This window comes from Paraburkholderia sp. GAS333 (assembly GCF_050435665.1).
GTDB lineage: Bacteria > Pseudomonadota > Gammaproteobacteria > Burkholderiales > Burkholderiaceae > Paraburkholderia > Paraburkholderia fungorum_A.
In genome coordinates this window covers 139563-158728 of record NZ_JBNDKS010000003.1, presented here as the reverse complement: position 1 = coordinate 158728, position 19166 = coordinate 139563, and the positions used below count along the sequence as shown (strand labels likewise).

General features: G+C 61.4%; 18 protein-coding genes. 9 read left to right on the top strand and 9 right to left on the bottom strand.

What is annotated here, in order from left to right:
• Positions 1–66: 66 nt before the first annotated feature.
• Positions 67–1017, bottom strand: coding sequence for a LysR substrate-binding domain-containing protein (locus ABH945_RS16560; protein ID WP_429251208.1), 951 nt, complete (start codon positions 1015–1017; stop codon positions 67–69).
• A 218-nt stretch (positions 1018–1235) separates the two neighbouring features.
• Between ABH945_RS16560 and ABH945_RS16555 the strand changes: the two genes are divergently transcribed.
• A complete protein-coding gene (locus ABH945_RS16555) occupies positions 1236–1964 on the top strand; it encodes a DUF899 family protein (protein ID WP_429251207.1) in 729 nt (242 codons plus the stop codon).
• Positions 1965–2037: 73 nt separating this feature from the next.
• Here the strand turns inward: ABH945_RS16555 and ABH945_RS16550 are convergent, their stop codons facing one another.
• Complete coding sequence (locus ABH945_RS16550) at positions 2038–4011, bottom strand: putative bifunctional diguanylate cyclase/phosphodiesterase (protein ID WP_074769404.1); 1974 nt, start codon at positions 4009–4011, stop codon at positions 2038–2040.
• Positions 4012–4199: 188 nt separating this feature from the next.
• Entirely contained in the window at positions 4200–4595 is a 396-nt protein-coding gene (locus tag ABH945_RS16545) for a hypothetical protein (RefSeq protein WP_429251206.1), read from the bottom strand.
• Between the two features lie 350 nt (positions 4596–4945).
• On the opposite strand from ABH945_RS16545, the gene ABH945_RS16540 reads away from it, so the two are divergent.
• Complete coding sequence (locus ABH945_RS16540; protein ID WP_042324988.1) at positions 4946–5224, top strand: HU family DNA-binding protein; 279 nt, start codon at positions 4946–4948, stop codon at positions 5222–5224.
• A 214-nt stretch (positions 5225–5438) separates the two neighbouring features.
• On the opposite strand, the gene ABH945_RS16535 is transcribed toward ABH945_RS16540, so the two are convergent.
• From ABH945_RS16535 to ABH945_RS16525, 3 genes are all read right to left on the bottom strand, one after another.
• Positions 5439–6557 carry a 3-deoxy-7-phosphoheptulonate synthase gene (locus tag ABH945_RS16535; protein WP_429251205.1) on the bottom strand — a complete coding sequence of 373 codons (1119 nt, stop codon included), beginning with the start codon at positions 6555–6557 and terminating at the stop codon, positions 5439–5441.
• A gap of 183 nt (positions 6558–6740) precedes the next feature.
• A complete protein-coding gene (locus ABH945_RS16530; RefSeq protein WP_429251204.1) occupies positions 6741–7553 on the bottom strand; it encodes a DUF72 domain-containing protein in 813 nt (270 codons plus the stop codon).
• 120 nt (positions 7554–7673) lie between these two features.
• Positions 7674–8417, bottom strand: coding sequence for a TetR/AcrR family transcriptional regulator (locus ABH945_RS16525; RefSeq protein ID WP_074771158.1), 744 nt, complete (start codon positions 8415–8417; stop codon positions 7674–7676).
• A gap of 288 nt (positions 8418–8705) precedes the next feature.
• Here ABH945_RS16525 and ABH945_RS16520 point away from each other — a divergent pair, with 288 nt between their 5' ends.
• The 4 genes from ABH945_RS16520 to ABH945_RS16505 all read left to right on the top strand — a co-directional run bounded on the left by ABH945_RS16520 (position 8706) and on the right by ABH945_RS16505 (position 14493).
• A complete protein-coding gene (locus ABH945_RS16520) occupies positions 8706–9887 on the top strand; it encodes an isovaleryl-CoA dehydrogenase (RefSeq protein WP_074769396.1) in 1182 nt (393 codons plus the stop codon).
• A 73-nt stretch (positions 9888–9960) separates the two neighbouring features.
• Positions 9961–11568: a carboxyl transferase domain-containing protein gene (locus ABH945_RS16515; protein ID WP_429251203.1), complete on the top strand. Its 1608-nt coding sequence runs from the start codon at positions 9961–9963 to the stop codon at positions 11566–11568.
• A 29-nt stretch (positions 11569–11597) separates the two neighbouring features.
• Entirely contained in the window at positions 11598–12383 is a 786-nt protein-coding gene (locus ABH945_RS16510) for an enoyl-CoA hydratase/isomerase family protein (protein WP_074771157.1), read from the top strand.
• A gap of 79 nt (positions 12384–12462) precedes the next feature.
• The gene (locus tag ABH945_RS16505; protein WP_429251202.1) at positions 12463–14493 is read left to right on the top strand and encodes an acetyl/propionyl/methylcrotonyl-CoA carboxylase subunit alpha; all 2031 of its coding nucleotides are present in this window, start codon (positions 12463–12465) and stop codon (positions 14491–14493) included.
• A gap of 8 nt (positions 14494–14501) precedes the next feature.
• Here the strand turns inward: ABH945_RS16505 and ABH945_RS16500 are convergent, their stop codons facing one another.
• The gene (locus ABH945_RS16500) at positions 14502–15293 is read right to left on the bottom strand and encodes a phosphate/phosphite/phosphonate ABC transporter substrate-binding protein (RefSeq protein WP_429251201.1); all 792 of its coding nucleotides are present in this window, start codon (positions 15291–15293) and stop codon (positions 14502–14504) included.
• Positions 15294–15312: 19 nt separating this feature from the next.
• On the bottom strand, positions 15313–15591 hold the full coding sequence (locus ABH945_RS16495) for a DUF1488 family protein (RefSeq protein WP_074769388.1): 279 nt from the start codon (positions 15589–15591) through the stop codon (positions 15313–15315).
• Positions 15592–15845: 254 nt separating this feature from the next.
• Between ABH945_RS16495 and ABH945_RS16490 the strand changes: the two genes are divergently transcribed.
• Both ABH945_RS16490 and ABH945_RS16485 read left to right on the top strand, forming a co-directional pair.
• Positions 15846–16049 carry a hypothetical protein gene (locus tag ABH945_RS16490; RefSeq protein WP_143026356.1) on the top strand — a complete coding sequence of 68 codons (204 nt, stop codon included), beginning with the start codon at positions 15846–15848 and terminating at the stop codon, positions 16047–16049.
• A gap of 20 nt (positions 16050–16069) precedes the next feature.
• Complete coding sequence (locus tag ABH945_RS16485; protein ID WP_429251200.1) at positions 16070–16717, top strand: O-methyltransferase; 648 nt, start codon at positions 16070–16072, stop codon at positions 16715–16717.
• A gap of 24 nt (positions 16718–16741) precedes the next feature.
• On the opposite strand, the gene ABH945_RS16480 is transcribed toward ABH945_RS16485, so the two are convergent.
• Positions 16742–18046, bottom strand: a complete 1305-nt coding sequence (locus ABH945_RS16480) for a hypothetical protein (protein WP_429251199.1) — start codon at positions 18044–18046, stop codon at positions 16742–16744.
• 765 nt (positions 18047–18811) lie between these two features.
• Here ABH945_RS16480 and ABH945_RS16475 point away from each other — a divergent pair.
• The gene (locus tag ABH945_RS16475; RefSeq protein WP_074769380.1) at positions 18812–19099 is read left to right on the top strand and encodes a hypothetical protein; all 288 of its coding nucleotides are present in this window, start codon (positions 18812–18814) and stop codon (positions 19097–19099) included.
• Positions 19100–19166: the final 67 nt, after the last annotated feature.

Sequence of the window (19166 nt, the reverse complement as noted above, 5' to 3'; positions counted from 1 at the left end):
CGCGGCAAAGGAAAAGATGGCGACGACAGGTGAGCGTGGCTCACCTGTGCGGATGTCGAAGCGCGATTAATTGGCGCCGTCGCGCGTGGCTACGTCGGGTGTTTCGGGAGACGTGTCGACATGCTCCGCCTCGCCGATCAACCAGCGTCTGAAGTCGAACAGTTCCGGGCGGCGCTCCACGTTGTCCGCGCTCACCAGCCAGTACGCTCCGGCGGACGCCAGCGTCGGCGCGCAGGCTTCGACCAGCGCGCCGCTGGCCAGATCGCTGTCCACCAGCGGTCTTCTGCCGAGCGCGATACCGAGGCCCATTGTGGCCGCCTCGAATGCAAGCTGAATCGTGTCGACACGCAGTCCATTCGCGGGATCGATTCCTTCGACGCCCGCTGCATCCAGCCAGCTTTGCCAGTCCTCGCTCGCCGCATTGACGTGGATGAGCGTCGCGCGTCGCCAGTCGATCTTATTGCCGCCTTCGTCATGACTTTCGCGCAGCGTGGCGAGATACGCCGCGCTGCACACGGGCACGAAACGCTCGCCGAACAGGCGGGTCCACGCAGCGCCCGCAACCGGCGCACGGCTCAGGCGAATCGCAAAATCGAAGCCATCGACGGGAAAACCGACTTGCCGATGCGAGGTGTCCACGCTCACGTTCACGTTCGGCCAGCGCGCGCGAAAGCCGGCCAGGCGCGGCAACAACCAGCGCGACGCGAAGGTCGGCGCGCAACTCAGCGCAATCGGGCGATCCGCGCGATGGTTCGGCAGACGCTGCGTACCGATGGCGATCAGCGAAAACGCTTCGGACACATACGACAGGTAATCCGCGCCGGTCGCGGTCAGCGAAATGCCGCGCGGCTCGCGCACGAACAGTTCGACGCCGAGCGCCTGCTCGAGTCCGACGATGCCGTGACTGACGGCGCTCGGCGTGACATTCAGTTCGGCGGCGGCGAGCTTGAAACTTTGATGCCGGCCGGCCGCTTCGAAAAAGCGAAGCGCGGGCAGCGGCGGCAGACGAAGCGGCATGTGGCATCCCCAGGGACGGTGTGCGCTGTTTTGCGAGAGCATACCTTGATGGGCGAAGGCGGCAAGGATGCCGACATGCACCGGAAAATAGACTGACCGTCTGTCGATTTGCCGTATCCCCATTCGTCGTGGCTAGATAGGGGACGAGATAAAACGCCAGCGCCGCCATGCTGCGCCGCACTCGCGCCCTTATCTTTCACCGATAGAGGAGATGGCCAATGACCGATGTACCGACATCCGCACAGACCCTGATACCCGCCGCGCAACTCGCCGACCTGCCGCCGCGCTTCCCCGGCGAGAGCGCCGACTATCGCAGTGCGCGCAACGCGTTGCTCGCCGAGGAAATCGAATTGCGTCGCCACATCGAACGGGTGGCCGTACAGCGGCGCGCGTTGCCGCCCGGCGGCGTCGTCCCCGAGGATTACCGTTTCGACAGCGAGGCCGGACCGGTCACGCTGTCTGACATGTTCGGCGAGCACGACACGCTCGTCACCTATAACTGGATGTTCGGACCGCAGCGCACGCGGCCATGCCCGATGTGCGTGTCGCTATTGAGCGCGTACGACGGCGGCATGCCCGACATCCTGCAACGCGTCGCGTTTGCCGTGATCGGCCGCGCGCCGATCGGCAAGCTCACGGCCTTTGCGAAAGAGCGGGGCTGGCGGTATCTGAAGCTTTATTCGTCGGGCGGCAACACGTTCAATCGCGATTACGCGGGCGAAGACCCGACCGGCGACGACGTGCCGGCGCTGAATGTTTTCAGGCGTTCGGACGGCACGATCCGCCATTTTTGGGGTGAGGAGATGGGGCCGTCGACCGCCGATCCAGGCGAAGATCCGCGTGGTGCGCCCGATCTGAATCCACTGTGGACGATACTCGACACGACGCCCGAAGGACGCGCGCCCGACTGGTATCCGAAGCTGGAATATGGCGCCGGGCCGCGTTAGGGCGCGGTCCCGGTCCCGGTCACGGCATGGGCACGCGGGATACGGCAGGGATACAACACGCGGCCGAGACCGCTCAAGGCTGCGCTTCCACCGCATAAGCCTGCGCGAGCGCCGTCTGCAGATAACCGGCCACAGCGCTCGCACGCATCGGCCGGCTGAACAGATAGCCTTGCACCGCGCTCGCGCCGAGTGTCCTGACGACCTCGGCTTGCGTCGCCGTTTCGAGTCCTTCGACCACACATTCCAGCCCGAGGTTGCGGCACAGGTCGAGCACCGACTTGACGATCTTCTTCGACGCGCTGTTGGTGTCGACGTCGGTCACGAAACTGCGGTCGATCTTGATCGTATCGAAGGGCAGGCGGTGCACGTAGCTGAGGCTCGAATAACCGGTGCCGAAGTCGTCGAGCGAGACGCGGCAGCCTGCCTGTTTGATCATTGTGAGCGCGCTGTGAGCCTGTTCGAAATCGCGCGTCACGGCCGTCTCCGTAATCTCGAACGACACGCGATGCGGCGGCACGCCGCTCTGCGTGACGATATCGATCAGACGCCGGGCACGCGCCGAAGTGGAGATATCGATCGCCGACAGATTGAACGACAGATACAGCTCGCACGGCCAGCGCGCGACTTCATCGAGCGCTTTGTGCAGCAGTATTTCGGTGATGCGCAGAATCAGTTCGGTGCGCTCCGCGATGCGGATGAACTCCTCCGGCCTGACCGCGCCGAGCCGCTCGTTATGCCAGCGCCCGAGCGCTTCAAGGCCGGTCGGACGATGAGTGTGCAGATCGTAGATCGGCTGGAACTCCAGGAACAGTTCCGATTCGAGATCGGCGTGACGTAGTTCCTGAGTGACGAGGCTCGACCGGCGGATGCGGGTTTCGTGTTCGGTCGAGAAGATCACCGGCGTGCCGCGACGGCCTTCCTTGCCGACATAGAGCGCGGCGTCCGCGCGTTCGAACACCTGCGCGACCGTCACGCCTGCTTCGGGAAACGCGGCCCAGCCGATCGTGCCCGACAGTTCCGCGACGTTGCCCGCCACCCGGTAGGGGTAGCTGAGCGCGTCGCAAATGCGCTGCCCCAATTCCACCAACCTCTCGTTCGACAGTTTGTATTGCACGAGGATGCCGAATTCATCGCCCCCCAAACGAGCGAAGAACAGACCCGGTTCCGCGAGCGCGAGTAGCCGCAATCCGACTTCCTGGAGCACGAGATCGCCGCAGGCGTGGCCATAAATATCGTTCACCTGTTTGAAGCCGTCGAGATCGATCAGCCCGACGTTGAAGCCGTCGCCGGTGCTGAGCGCCTGCTCCGACATCGCGCGCAACGACGCGAAAAAGCTGCGCCGGTTAGGCAGATCAGTGAGGCTGTCGATGCTCGCGAGCCGGAAGTTGTCGTCGCTCAGACGCTGGGTTTTCTGCTGGCTCAACTGCAATTCGCGCTGTGCGTGAACCACGCCTGCGAAGGTCCGGTAATACAACTGGATGATCACCGCGAGCGCGAAGCCAACCAGCGCCATGTCGATCGTCATCGCGATGAACACCGGCGAGCGCGTGTAAATCAGGAAGCCCGAAAAGCTCAGGATGACGATGGATAACAGCAGTAGCGCAGCCGCGCGCAGATGCATCAGGCAGAACACGCAGCCCACCATCGTGGTCGCCATATAGAACGCGACCTGGGACTGTTCGAAGGCGCTGCCGTACGGGAACAGCAAAAGCGACCAGCAGCTGAAGGCGATGCCGAACAGGCTCGCGAAAGCAATCAGCCGACGCAGTTCGGGCACGGCCTGATCGTCGGTGATGACGCGATGGCGCAGCTTCCACCAATGCACGCCGCGCGCGATGCACAGCACGCAGAACGCGGCGGGCATATAGATGGACAGCCACGCCGGGGCACTCTGCAGATGCGTGACCGCGACCGCCAGCGTGTTGACCACCAGCATGAAATAGATGAGCGGGATCTGACGGCTGAATGCCTGGAGCTGCGAGCGCACGAGATCGGGATCGCCTTGTGCGATCGATAGCGCTTCCCTGAATCTGGCTAGCCGAACCATTCACATCCCTTTAACGTTTATGTGCCACACGCAGTGATAACGGCACCGTGGGCGCGACCTTGATAGCTCGTCAGTGGGAAATTCAATGGGATTCCATGGGACGATGGGCAGCCGGTAACTACGACCTGCCGCCGCTCGTCTATGTCATTTGTGCCGGAGAGGGTTTTCCGTAGGGGCCAGCGCTCGCGTTACAGCGCCGGACACGACAGCACGCGCTGAGGTGCAAGCGGCGTGCCGGGTTCGCCATCTTTGGCCGGTGTGCCTTGCGTGGGGGTCGATACCAGCCGGACGGCGTCGGTGCCTGCATTCGCGAGCACATATTTCTCCGGGCTGTTCTGAGGCTGCCAGTACGCACGAAACACGCCGTTGTCGGCGAAGACCAGCAGTTTGCCGTGGACCGTTTTGCCGCCGCCAACCAGATCGACAGGCTCGCCGTCACGAAGATGAAAGCCTTGCGGTGTGTCCGGCGAGGTGGCGCCGACCAGGGTCGCACAGCCGTCTGCATCCCCGGCAAAAGCCCTGGCGGACATCGCGCCGAGCAGTGAAGCCAGCAGCGCGCATGTTGCAATATGGCGAAATTTCATTTTTTTATTCCTCCCGGATTCTTAACTTGTCAGACGCCGGGAGCGGCAGTTCCCACTCGCCGCGCTCGACCCTGAGGCGGCCAGAAAGCCGGCCAGCGGCGCTTTGCGTCGTGCTAAAGCACTGAAATTGCAACGGATTGTGATCTGCTGAACGAGCGCGTAAAGCGGGATAAACGCGTAAGCGCGCGATTCTTATGGCACTTTGCAGCAAAAAAACGTCAAATTGGCTCTGGGCGGGAGATACAAGCCTTACACCGACAGTTTGCGCGAATGCTCGCCTATGCGTTAGTGTGTCGGTCCCGGCGCCTCAGATGTGGCGCCGGTTCCATGATTACCATACGGGAAGTGCTATGAACAAACAGGAACTGATTGATGCAGTCGCTGCAGCGACGGGCGAAAGCAAAGCGGCCACCGGCCAGACCATCGACGCAATCGTCGAAGCGGTCACCAAAGCTGTGGTGAGCGGCGATACGGTGCAACTCGTCGGTTTCGGTTCTTTCTCGACCGGCGCGCGCGCAGCACGCGTGGGCCGCAACCCGTCGACGGGTGCAGAGATCCAGATCGCGGCAGCCAAGACGGTGAAGTTCACGGCCGGCAAGGCGTTCAAGGAAGCCGTCAACGCGTCGTAATGCAACGCGCTTCACGCTGGAGCATCCACGCGCGCTGTCTGGCGCGCGCAAGGCGATGTCTCGGGCGTGAGGAGTCACGCGCTGCCCAACGCCGGTAAGCAGCAAGCATCGGCGGCTGGTGCGGCGCGTGTGCCTGAGCGGCGAAGTGGAGCGAACCTCGCTCCGTGTCGCCAGGCTTGCCCGGCTCCGCAGATTCGACTCCAGGCGGCTGCGCTTAAGCTGTGCGCCGTTTGCGGGTTGCGTCGGCGAGTGTGGCGAGTGCCGGTTCGGTTTGTGCCCAGCTCACGCATGCATCCGTGATCGATACGCCGTACTGCAACGGCACCCCGGCTTTCAGGTCCTGACGGCCTTCTTCCAGATGACTTTCCAGCATGACGCCGACAATGCGGTTCTCACGCTGCGACAATTGCTGCGCAATATCCTGCACCACATCCAGTTGACGCAAATGCGATTTGCCCGAGTTCGCATGCGAACAGTCGATCATCACCTGCTCGCGCAGTCCCGCTGACTTGAGCGACGCACAGGTGGCGTCCACCGACGCGCTGTCGTAGTTCGGTCCTTTCTTGCCGCCGCGCAGAATCACGTGGGCGTCGTCGTTGCCGCGCGTTTCGAAAATCGCGGCCATGCCCATTTTCGTCATGCCCATGAACGCGTGACTTGCGCGCGCCGCGACGATCGCATCCGCCGCGACCTGCACGCCGCCGTCGGTGCCGTTCTTGAAGCCGATCGGGCAACTCAGCCCCGACGCCAGTTGGCGATGGCTCTGGCTCTCGGTCGTGCGCGCGCCGATTGCGCCCCACGCGATCAGATCCGCGATGTATTGCGGACTGAGCAGGTCGAGAAATTCAGTGGCGGTGGACAGCCCCAGTCCGTTGATATCGAGCAGCAGTTGCCGCGCGAGCCGCAGACCTTCGTTGATGCGGAAACTGCCGTCCAGACGCGGGTCGTTGATATAGCCTTTCCAGCCGACGGTGGTGCGAGGCTTTTCGAAGTAGACGCGCATCACGATCAGCAGATCGTTTTTATAGGTGTCCGCGGCGGCCTTAAGTTTGCGTGCGTATTCGATCGCCTGATCGTGATCGTGAATCGAGCACGGGCCGACGATCAGCACGAGCCGGTCGTCGCGGCCATGCAGAATGTCGGCGATTTCCGCGCGGGTTTTCTCGACCAGCGTCTGCACGGCGGGCGGCACCGGCAATTCGTCCTGTAGCAGCGCGGGGGAAATCAGCGGACGTACCGCACCGATCCGTACGTCGTCGATGCGCGTGGTGTCCTGGGTGGCGTCGGCCGAGCCGACTTCCTGATCGTGCAAAGGATTGTCGATGGCGCTCAAAATGTTCTCCGGGACCTTGGTAGTGGGGTGGCCTCGTGGCCTGGTTAGGCGAGTGTCGATGGGTCGATTTCGCGCTTGTTTTGCGGTGCGTTTGGATTGCGCTTGCGTGATGTTTGCATCCTGCGTGCGTCACTTCACTGGCGCGATTATGACACTCGCGTGTGGCCCCGGGATCGTGCGTGCTCAGAGTTTCTTGATCAACGCCATCGCCGCAGCGGGGTTGCGCTCCTTGAAGCCGCTGATCACATACAGGTACACGTCGCGTGCCGCCGCTTTGCCCGATGGTTCCGCTGACGTTTCCAGATCGTCTGGCGTGGTGCCTGCCGCGAGTTGCTTCGCGCGTTCGGCCCATGCATCGAGTGCTTTGGTTGAATAGCCTTTGGCCTGCTTGTCGGTCGTGCCCATGATGCGCGCGTACACGAAGGGCGCGGTGATATCGGCGATTTGCGGGTACTCGCTGTCGCCCGCGAGCACCACGGCGACCTTGTATTTTCTCGCCAGCGCGATGAATTCCGGTGTCTTGAAGGTATCGTTGCGCACCTCGATGGCGTGCCGCAGCTTTTGGCCTTCGATGCTTGCAGGCAGCAGTTTCAGGAAAGCCTCGAAGTCTTCGTGATCGAATTTTTTGGTTGGCGCGAACTGCCAGTTGACCGGGCCGAGTTTCTGTTTGAGCAGCAATACGCCGCTCGCGAAGAACCGTTCGATCGTTTCACCTGCGTCGGCGAGCACTTTTCTGTTGGTCGCGTAACGCGGGGCTTTCAGTGAGAAGACGAAATCGTCGGGGGTTTCCTGATACCACTTCTCGTAGCTCGTGGGCTTTTGCAAACCATAAAACGTCCCGTTGATTTCAATCGACGTGAGGTTCCGGCTCGCGTATTCGAGTTCGCGGCTTTGCGTGAGATCGTCCGGGTAGAAGGTGCCGCGCCACGGGGCGTAGGTCCAGCCGCCGATGCCGATACGGATGTTGGTGGATTTCGCGGGTTTCGCTTCAGGCACGTTGGCTCTCCATCTGGCGGCATCGGGGAAGTTGTAGATTAGCTTCTTTTTGCCCGATGGATTTTGCCCGACAAACAGACGCAACCCATCACCACTACGAAGAGCCGGAAACGCATTTCTCTATTGGTCGCGACTTGCGTCCTGCACATGTCGCGCGTTCTCTTCAAACCGCCGGCTCGCCTCCGCCACTTCCACCCTGAACTGCTGCAACGCATTCACCGCCAGATCCGGCGGCGTGAGCGCGCTCCACAATACGTCGATTAACTGATCCGCCGTCGCGTCGATATCGATCTGGCGGTTCGTCAGCGTGGCGTCCCACAGCACGTGCTCCATCGGGCCGAACACCATCGACCGTAACAGCCGCAGAGGCACATCCGCGCGGATCTGGCCGCTCTCCTGACCCTGCGCCAGTACCCGCATCAGAGGAGCCGTGTAGCGGCGCTGCAATTCGGTTAGCGCCTCGCTCAATTCGTGATGGCGCGCCCGCCCCTCGGACAACACCAGCGCACACAGATCGGTGCCATTGACCAGCATCAACCGTAAATGCGTTCGCACGATGAACGCGAACTGCTGACGCACGTTGCCGTCGCGCGGCAGGCCCGACTCGATCGCTTCGATGATCTCGTCGTACCAGTCGCCGATCACCCGTGCGCACAACTCACGCTTGCCGCGAAAATAGCTGAACACGGTGGCCTCGGAAATGCCCAGCCGCTGCGCGATTTCCGCGGTCGTCGCGCGCTCGTAGCCTTTCTCGGAGAACACGTCGCGCCCCGCCTGAAGAATTTCTTTCACGCGCTGCTGCGACTTGCGCCCGGCCGGCTGACGGCGCGAAACAGGTGACTCGGGGTTCGATGCAACCGTCATATGAGTAAGATTCAGATTATCTTCGATAAATTCGGCCATTCAGGACCGATGGAGGCGATCCTAGCACGTCAGCAAGCCTGTGGGCCGTCAGGAAACATTTTCTGAGTAACACTCAAAAATACCTATTGACGCATACGTCAATCTGGCGTGAAATGCGTGTGGAACCTGCTGCGCTTCGAGCGGGACGAGCCAAGGCCCATAAGGCAACGGCCGTCCGCGAAGCCGCCACGGGACAAGCCGGCGCCCATCGGAGCGAACCGGCCGCCAACGAACTCTGGAGACACCGCAATGCCCAATCTGCCCGGTCTGCAATTCCCGCTCGGCGAAGAAATCGAAATGCTGCGTGACAGCATCGCGGGATTCGCTGCCAAAGAAATCGCGCCGCGTGCGGCGGAAATCGATCGCACCGATCAGTTTCCGATGGACCTGTGGCGTAAATTCGGCGATCTCGGCGTGCTCGGCATGACGGTGTCGGAAGAATACGGCGGCGCGAACATGGGCTATACCGCGCACATGATCGCAATGGAAGAAATCTCGCGCGCGTCGGCGTCGGTCGGTCTGTCGTACGGCGCGCATTCGAATCTGTGCGTGAACCAGATTCACCGCAATGGCACCGATGCACAGAAGCAGAAGTACCTGCCCAAACTCGTGTCGGGCGAACATGTCGGCGCGTTGGCGATGAGCGAGCCGAACGCGGGTTCCGACGTGGTCAGCATGAAGCTGCGCGCGGAGAAAAAGGGCGACCGCTATGTGCTGAACGGCACCAAGATGTGGATCACCAACGGTCCCGATTGCGACACGCTGGTGGTGTACGCGAAGACCGATCCCGAAGCGAATTCGCGCGGCATTACCGCGTTTATCGTCGAGAAGGGCATGAAGGGCTTTTCGGTGGCGCAGAAGCTCGACAAGCTCGGCATGCGCGGCTCGCACACTGGCGAACTGGTGTTCGAGAACGTCGAAGTGCCGGAAGAAAATATCCTCGGCCAGTTGAACGGCGGCACAAAAGTGCTGATGAGCGGACTCGATTATGAACGCGCGGTGCTCGCGGGCGGCCCGACCGGCATCATGGTCGCGGTGATGGACGCGGTGGTGCCGTATATCCACGACCGCAAGCAGTTCGGCCAGTCCATCGGCGAATTCCAGCTGATTCAGGGCAAAGTAGCCGATCTCTACACCACGTTGCAGGCGTGCCGCGCGTATCTGTACGCGGTGGGCCGTCAACTCGACACGCTCGGCAAGGAGCACGTGCGCCAGGTGCGCAAGGACTGCGCGGGCGTGATTCTCTACACCGCTGAAAAAGCCACGTGGATGGCGGGCGAAGCGATCCAGATTCTCGGCGGAAACGGCTATATCAACGAGTACCCGGTCGGCCGGTTGTGGCGCGATGCGAAGCTCTATGAAATCGGCGCGGGCACGAGCGAAATTCGCCGGATGCTGATTGGACGCGAACTGTTTGCCGAAACGGCTTGATGTATAGAAACACGCGCAAAACACGCGTTAAAAACCGGCCTATAAAAAGCGGCGAACCGGAGACGTTACCCAAATGCCGATCATCGAATCAAAGCTGAATCCCCGTTCGGACGACTTTCGCGCTAACGCGGCGGCGCTCGAAACGCTGGTCGCCGATCTGCGGGCGAAGGTCGAGCAACTGTCGCTCGGCGGCGGCCAGGCGGCGCGCGACAAACATACGGGCCGGGGCAAGCTGCTGCCGCGCGACCGGATTGCGCAACTGCTCGATCCGGGCACGCCGTTTCTCGAGTTCTCGCAGCTCGCCGCGTACGCCATGTACAACAACGACGCACCCGGCGCGGGCGTCATCACAGGCATAGGCCGGATCGCGGGGCAGGAATGCGTGATCGTGTGCAACGACGCAACGGTCAAAGGCGGCACTTACTATCCTGTCACTGTTAAAAAGCACGTACGCGCACAGGAAATCGCGGCGGAAAATCGCTTGCCGTGCGTGTACCTGGTTGATTCAGGCGGCGCGAATCTGCCGAATCAGGACGACGTGTTCCCCGATCGCGATCACTTCGGCCGCATCTTTTACAACCAGGCGAATCTGTCCGCTGCGGGCATTCCGCAGATCGCCGTCGTGATGGGCTCGTGTACGGCGGGCGGCGCATATGTGCCGGCCATGAGCGACGAGTCGATCATCGTGAAGAATCAGGGGACGATTTTTCTCGGCGGACCTCCGCTCGTCAAAGCCGCGACCGGCGAAGTGGTGAGCGCGGAAGATCTCGGCGGCGGCGACGTGCATACGCGTTTATCCGGTGTGGTCGATCATCTCGCGCAGAACGATGCGCATGCGCTGGGAATTGCGCGCAGTATCGTCGGCAATCTGAATCGCGCGAAGAAGGTGCCGGTGGTGTTGCAGGAACCGAAGCCGCCGCGCTACGACGTGCAAAGCATGTACGGCGTTATTCCCGTCGATACGCGTAAGCCCTTCGATATTCGCGAGGTGATCGCGCGTATCGTCGACGACTCCGCGTTCGACGAATTCAAGTCCCGTTATGGCACGACCCTGGTGTGCGGCTTCGCGCATATCTGGGGACACCCGGTCGGCATCGTCGCGAATAACGGCATTCTGTTTTCGGAGTCGGCGCTAAAGGGCACGCACTTTATCGAACTGTGCTGCCAGCGCAAGATTCCACTGGTGTTTCTGCAGAACATCACCGGCTTCATGGTGGGCCGCAAATACGAAAACGAAGGCATTGCACGCAATGGCGCGAAGATGGTGACGGCTGTGGCAACGGCGAAGGTGCCGAAGTTCACGGTGATCATCGGCGGCTCGTTTGGCGCGGGTAATTACGGCATGTGCGGCCGCGCGTATTCGCCGCGCTTCCTGTGGATGTGGCCGAACGCGCGCATCTCGGTGATGGGCGGCGAGCAGGCCGCGTCGGTGCTTGCCACAGTCAAGCGCGACGGCATCGAAGGCAAGGGCGGTTCGTGGAGCGCTGACGAAGAAGAGGCGTTCAAGCAGCCGATCCGCGAGCAATACGAACACCAGGGGCACCCGTATTACGCGAGCGCGCGTCTGTGGGACGACGGCGTGATCGACCCCGCGCAAACTCGCGACGTGCTCGGTTTAGGCCTTTCTGCAAGCATGAACGCACCGATCGAAGACACACGCTTCGGCGTGTTCAGAATGTGATTGCGCGCCATTCGAAGGAGCCGCAACGTATGCAATACGAGACGCTGGAATTCGGATTCGACGCACAGGTCGCCACTATCACGCTGAATCGCCCGGACGTGCGCAACGCGTTCAATGAAATGATGATCGCCGATCTGACCTCGGCTTTCACGTCGCTGAACTCGCGCGACGACGTGCGCGCGGTCGTGCTCGCGGCGAACGGCAAGGCGTTTTGTGCGGGCGCCGATCTGAACTGGATGAAGAAAATGGCTGCCTATTCGGACGATGAAAATCGTGCCGATGCGATGCGGCTGGCGACCATGTTGTCGTCGGTTTATCGCTGCAACAAGCCGGTGATCGCACGCGTGAACGGCGACGCTTACGCGGGCGGCATGGGCCTGATCGCGGCGTGCGATATCGTGGTCGCTGTCGATAGCGCGCACTTTTGCCTGTCCGAAGCACGGCTCGGGTTGATCCCCGCAACCATCGCGCCGTACGTGATTCGCGCGTTGGGCGAGCAGGCGTCGCGCCGCTATTTCACCACGGCGGAAGCCTTCGATTGCGCGACGGCGTTGCGTCTCGGCTTTGTCAGCGAAGCGGTATCGGTCGATCAACTGGACGCGACTGTGAAGCAGATCGCCGGGACGCTTTGCGCAAACGGACCGCAAGCAGTGCGAGCGTGCAAGCAACTCGTGCAGGATGTCGCGGGCCGCGAGTTGAACGATGCGCTGATCGAAGACACGGCCGCGCGCATCGCACGTACGCGGGCCGGCGCGGAAGGCCGCGAAGGTGTGGCCTCGTTCCTCGAAAAACGCGCACCAGGCTGGCGCAACTGACGCGAAAGCCGACGTTGAAACGCGAGTCGCCCTCACATCAGAACAACCACTCCGTACGGCCCAATTCATCGAGACACTCATGTTCAACAAGATCCTGATTGCGAACCGGGGCGAGATTGCGTGCCGCGTCGCCGCGACCTGCAAGCGGCTCGGTATTGCCAGCGTGGCCGTCTATTCCGACGCCGACGCCAAGGCGAAACACGTCGCCGCGTGCGATGAAGCGGTGCATATCGGCGGCTCGTCGGCGGCGGAAAGTTATCTGCGCATCGAACGGATCATCGAAGCCGCGCGCGCTACCGGCGCGCAGGCGGTGCATCCGGGTTACGGCTTCCTGTCCGAAAACGAAGACTTTGCGCACGCGTGCGAGGCGGCCGGTATCGTCTTCATCGGACCGCCGGTGGCGGCTATCGCTGCGATGGGTTCGAAGGCTGCGGCCAAGGCGCTGATGCACGCAGCCGCAGTGCCGCTCGTGCCCGGCTATCACGGCGACGATCAGGATCCGCAACTGCTGCATCGCGAGGCCGACGCAATCGGCTATCCGGTGCTGCTCAAAGCGAGTGCCGGCGGCGGCGGCAAGGGTATGCGCGTGGTCGAACGCAGCGAGGACTTCGCCGCCGCGCTGATGTCCTGCAAGCGTGAGGCCGCGAGCAGCTTTGGCAACGATCGCGTGCTGATCGAAAAGTATCTGACACGGCCGCGTCACGTGGAAGTGCAGGTTTTCGCGGATCGTCACGGCGGCGCGGTGTATCTGTTCGATCGCGATTGCTCGGTGCAGCGGCGTCATCAGAAGGTGCTGGAAGAAGCGCCTGCGCCGGGACTTTCTGCTGAAATCAAACGTGAAATGGGCGAGGCGGCGGTCGCTGCCGCGCGCGCGGTGGATTACGTCGGCGCGGGCACGGTCGAGTTCATCATGACCGGCAGCGGCGATTTCTATTTCATGGAAATGAACACGCGCCTACAGGTCGAGCATCCGGTGACGGAGATGGTGACCGGCCAGGATCTCGTCGAATGGCAATTGCGGGTTGCCGCGGACGAACCGTTGCCGCTCACGCAGCAGCAGTTGAAACTCGACGGCCATGCGATCGAAGCCCGCATTTACGCCGAACATCCGGCGCGCGGTTTTCTGCCGTCGACGGGGACGCTCAAGCATTTGCGCATGCCTGAAGGCGTGGAATTTTCAATCGATGCCGCCGGTCTGGGCGAATCGGGCCGCAAGGCGCCCGTGCGGATCGACAGCGGTGTGCGCGAAGGCGACGCGATCACGCCGTTCTACGATCCGATGATCGCCAAGCTGATCGTTCACGGCGCAACGCGCGAAGAGGCGCTGGCGCGCATGAGTCGCGCGCTGCACGCGTGCGAGGTGGTCGGGCTGCATACCAACGTCGAATTCCTGCAGCGTATCGTGACGAGCGAGCCGTTCGCGAGCGGCGATCTCGACACGGGCTTGATCGAACGTCATCACGACGCGCTGTTCGCGCCGATAAAAAAGCCCTTCAGGGAGGCGCTCGCGCTGGCCTGCGCCGCGTTGCTCACCCGCGAGGGCGGCAGCGCACACGGTGCCTCGCCTTGGGATGCGCTGTCGCACTGGCGTCTGAATGGCGGCTACACGCAGACACTGGGCTGGCGCAACCTCGACGATGACAACGTGTTTACCGTCACATTCGCGCGCAACGGCGGCTCGCAGACACTTGAACACGACAGCCTGAGCGAAGGCTTTTCCTGGTCGAACGGCACGGGCAAACACGAGTTCTGCGCGACGATAGGCGACGCGCGGGCAACCGGCCGCGTGTTCGTCGATGGCGATACGTTCCACGTGTTCTGTCTCGGGCAGGCGCTCGCGTTCGAGTGGCAGAACCTGCTCGCTCATGCGGCCGACGTGGAAGGCGGTGAGGGCCGTTTAACCGCGCCGATGCCAGGTAAGGTGATCGCAGTGCTGGTCGAACCGGGCGCCGTCGTGGAGAAAGGCACGCCGCTGATCGTGATGGAAGCGATGAAAATGGAGCACACGATCGGCGCGCCGACGGCGGGTACGGTGTCGGAGGTGCTGTACGCCGTGGGCGATCAGGTCAGCGACGGTGCGCAGCTTCTGGTGCTCGACGTGCAGCACTGAAGCGCCGGTCAGGCGAGGCGCGGATAACCGGCTGAGCGCGCTTCGCTTTCGAGTTGTCGGATCCGCTCGTAGTCGGCGAGAGAGAGAACGGAAAAGCCCTGCAAACGCAGGCGTTTTGCACGCTCGGGACGAATTTCGAGCGTCTCGTTCAGCGCCTCGCGCAACGCTTCGATCGTGGCTTGCGGCACCGTGCCCGACGCGATCAGAGGCAATCCGGGCGACGTCGCCGTCATGCCGATAGGCCGAACCTGGCGGGCCAGTTCCGGCAATTCATCGCAGACGAAGGCGAACGTCACGCAGTCGATCGCGGCCACGTCCGCACGATTACTGGCAACGGCCTGTAGCGAACCGAGATGCGAACCGGTGCGCAGCACAGCGCTGAAAAACATCCCCGCCCGCGAGTGCGGCGCGACCGCGTGACGAAACACGTTCATACCGCTATTCGAATCGTCCTGATTGTAGGCGGCGCGCGCGCCACGGCACGAAGCCAGCGAATCGAACGGCGCGCTCGCGCGCGTCACCAGCACGCTCGAATAGTGCGCGCCTTCGCAGCCAGGCGCGTCGAAACGCGGTGTCGCGATCAGTTGAACCTGCTCGTGCAAGCCGTGCATCAACGGGAAGCCGCAGGTTTGCGAAATCAGAAGATTGGGCCGCCGCCAGAAGCCGTGCAGTTCTTCATCCGGCTCGACGATGCGGCACGTTGGCTTGACCGCGTGCAGCACGTCGCTGAGCCACCCGCGCCACTCGAGCGCGAGGGCGGGCGTCACGTTGTACATCGGCAGCGCGGCGATCCAGGTCATGGACGCAATTCTTGCATACCTAATGTCTGACCATTCGGAATTCATCCAGATCGAGCCGCACCGGCTCGGTCGGTCTGAAGGTCCACTTTCGGGCGGCCACGGTGAGAATTTCCTGCTGCGCGTCTTCGAACGCGACCAGCAGGTCCTGCTTGCGCTGACTCGCGGCGCCGCAGAAGGTCATCAGCGCCTCGGCGCTGACCTCGAAAATCTGTGCACGATCGTCGCAGCACACGCGGAACGCAACCGTCCTGCACTCGGTAACACAGGGCCGGAACCCTTCATCGACATAGACCGACATGGCGATCTCCCCTCGCACGTCTAAGTCCACAGGATGACGAGTTGTAAGCATCAGGTATGTGGGAGAACCGGCATTGGCGATAAAAAGCCGCGCGCGGCGTGCAGAGCCGCCTTTTCTGGCAAATGAATACAAGGGGGAACCTTTGGTAAGTGGATTCGCTTTTCGCCCCGGTATTCGTCCGTTTTGAGCGTGAGGGTGCTGGCTACACTCGCTCCAGCAATTTTACCTGGCTCAGAACGAACGATAGACCCACGATGGACGGCGAAAAAATGATCCTTGACAGTAGACCCCGAACGGCGATGCGCAACCGTGGCCGGCACTTCTTACTGGCTATTACCCTGGTATGTGTCGGCAGTCTGCAGGGCTGTGCGACGTCGCTCGAAACGCTCGGCCTTGGAGCGGGGATCGGCGTTGCCGGTGCGGTCGGGCTGCTGACCTGCGCGATCAGTTGCCGGTGAGCGAAGCGGGAGAGCAATAGATGGAGCAGGCCGTTCTGGCTGTGCTTGACGCGTATCACGGGCCCGTCGACAGCGCGAATGCGGACGGAAAGACATCGCGGCCCCAGCGCAAGGCGCAGTTGCAGTCTTCGCAGTTGCAACAGCAGCCGCGGGTGGAATCGAATCGCCGCCGGTATTCAACCGAGCAGGAAACAGGGCGCCTGATCAACATCCTGGCCAGAAGCCAGCGTGCGCCGAAAATCCTCGAACTCGGCACGTCGTTCGGCTATTCGACGATCTGGCTCGCGGATGCCGCCAGAGCGGCCGGTGGGCGGCTCACGACGATCGAGCTACACGACTACAAGTCGGCATACGCACGCGACATGTCCACCCAGGCAGGTCTCGCCGCGTATGTCGATTTCCAGATCGGCAACGCGGTCGTTCTGATCGAGGATCTACGATTCCAGCCTGATTTCGTGCTGATCGATGTCTGGAAGAATCTGTATGAGCCGTGCCTGGAGGCGGTTTATCCGAAGCTCAATTCAGGCGCGATTATCGTGGCGGCCAAAATGAACTGGCCACACGATGACGACGCGAAGCGCTATCTCACGACCGTGCGCGGGAAACCGGGACTGAAGAGTTTATCGCTGGCGGTTGGCGCGGGTCTGGAGATCAGCCGGTATCGCTGAAAGTTCGTGCCCTTTGTGTTACCGCTAGTTCAGCGACCACGCAGCTTTCCAGTCTCCTTCGTCGCAATATCGGCCCCGGTCCCACTGGTTTTTCAGCATCGCCAGCGGTTGAGCGCTCTTGAGGCTTGCCTGATCCCCGGCGGCCAGATCCTTGACGCTATAGCCCCGCTGAAGCATCGCCGCGACGAGTGCCGGACTGCGCGCCTGCACCGCTGCCGTCAGTTCATCCGAAGGGCTGAGCTTCGCGCCCGGCGCGTACGGAATGCGGCTGCTTTCGGCGAGCCACTCGTCGATACCTTTTGCTCCGAGTTCGGGCGGCGCGCGAGTTGCCCAGTCGGCGAAACTGGTCCACATATTTTGGGCCGACGCGGCTGTCTGCACCTTGACGCCCGCTGACTCGAGCCAATGGATCGATTTGAATGCACCGCCGGCAGCCGCGCTCGCATACGGATCGTCAGATGGCGTTTTCGCCTGCATTGCGCGCGGGTCGACGCCCTGAGTGACGAGCGTGTCCATCAGATCGGTCGATCCACTCGTGACGGCGCCCAGAAACGCCTTGTCGCGATCCGCCGGTCCCCAGAGTGGCGCGAAGAGTGCGGTAATCGCAGGGCTGTTCCTGAACCCCACCAGGTACGCCAATGAATCCTGCCCGTTGTAAAGCACGCCTGACCGGCAAATCTTCGGAATGTTGTGATTGTCGAATTGGGAGTAGGTGGCGGGCGTGACGCCTTGCAGGGTCACTGCGGCGATGCGCGGCGTGCTCAGAAGTATCGCCTGAGTCACCCACGAGTCGCCGCAGATGCTGGAGTCGTCACACTCGGCATAGGCGGGCGCGAAGGCCGTTACATCGTCTTTCGCAATGGCCCGGTTCATGGTGTCGGTGTCGGCGGCGAGCCGGATCTGGTGCGCGGCTTCCCGCTCGGTTTGCGCTGCACTTCGATGCGCATCGAGTTCGAAAAGACCCACGATCAGCAACACGAATAGCGCAAACGGAACCTGCAGCGCAAACGCGAGAGATCCGCGACCCGCCCGCCACGGTTGCTGGATCAACGTGTAGAGCACGAGGAGAACGACGCCTCCTGCCGCAGCCGGTGCTGCCACCGTGAACAGATCGGTCAGCTGGTTGATCGCACCGAAGCCAGTGCCTCCAAAAAGCAGTGCACCTGCCCCAAGCGCCGCCGAACCCCACAGGCCAACCCCCGACAAAAACAGCAGTGTCGACGCGAATGGATTGCGATATCGCGGAGCCGGTGGCCCGATGAATTCTGGTTGCTCGAACTTGAATGGAAACAGCACTGACCCATCCGCACCTTTTCCGTCGGCTTGCACTTTGCTATCTCCTAAATGTTTTGTTCTATTCAGACAGGCTGTGATTTTACGCGTGCTGTTCAATTCGTGAGAATAAGACTGCAATAAAGTTTGGAATTGTTGAAATTAATGCGGTATGAATAAATATCGCGTTTTGTTAATCACAACGCCACCCGTGGTGAAGTGCTGAAAACTCTTTCATTTCAACAGCGTTTGTCAGCAGGGAGCCCTTGTTCTGTCAGGAATCGCGAAGAGTGCGGTAATACCAGGTTCTACGCCTTATGCGATTTCAATCGTTAATTTGAGATTTGAACATTCATTCTTCGATCGACAGGTGGAGTTAATCGTGCTCGGCAACCGCTTGAAAAAATTTGTAATGAATAAAGTTGTTTGAAGTTCTGGTCTTCCTTTGCGCCGGACTACTTCGCCTTAAATCTGATGGACGAACTCGTGACTCGCAGTGCGAAACCGGTGTTATCGGAGCAGGGGGATGTTGTCGACCGTCTCAAAATATGGGTACGCGTGGCAGTTGCGAAAGGAGGCCCAGAGTGGCGATTCAAAAATAGAAATTCATCCTTGCGAATAAGGCGCTTAATTATCAGCGACCACTTTTCTAAACTTGCCGAGTGGAGATCACTGCATTGCTGCACGTGCGCCACCGCGAAGGGGCGAGCGAGTCTGATCGTCACGAATGACGCGCAAAACGACGGCCATGCGGAAGAATCAATGGACCATCAATGGACCGTTTTGCGTTGAAATTTCAGTCCAATCAAGGAGGAGCGAGTCATGATCAAGGCAACCAGCACATTAATCGCGGCAGTTGCCGCACTCACGCTGTCGGCCGGTGCTTATGCACAAAACAACACGTTGGCGACTCCGTCCACTGTGTCGCCGGCCGCTGCAACGAGCGGCTACGGAACACCTGGCGCCAACAACTCGGAGAGCGGCACGAGCGCCGGGGCGTCGAATACGAATCCGCAGAATAGCTCCAACAGTGCGACTTCCCTTACCAACCTTCCCGGAAGTCATAACACTCTGGCTACACCGTCCACCATGTCGCCGGCAGGGCAGTAACAGCCTATAAGTAGGGTAGCGACGTCGTGACAGGTCGACCGGCATCACACGGCCTGTTTAGTGCGAC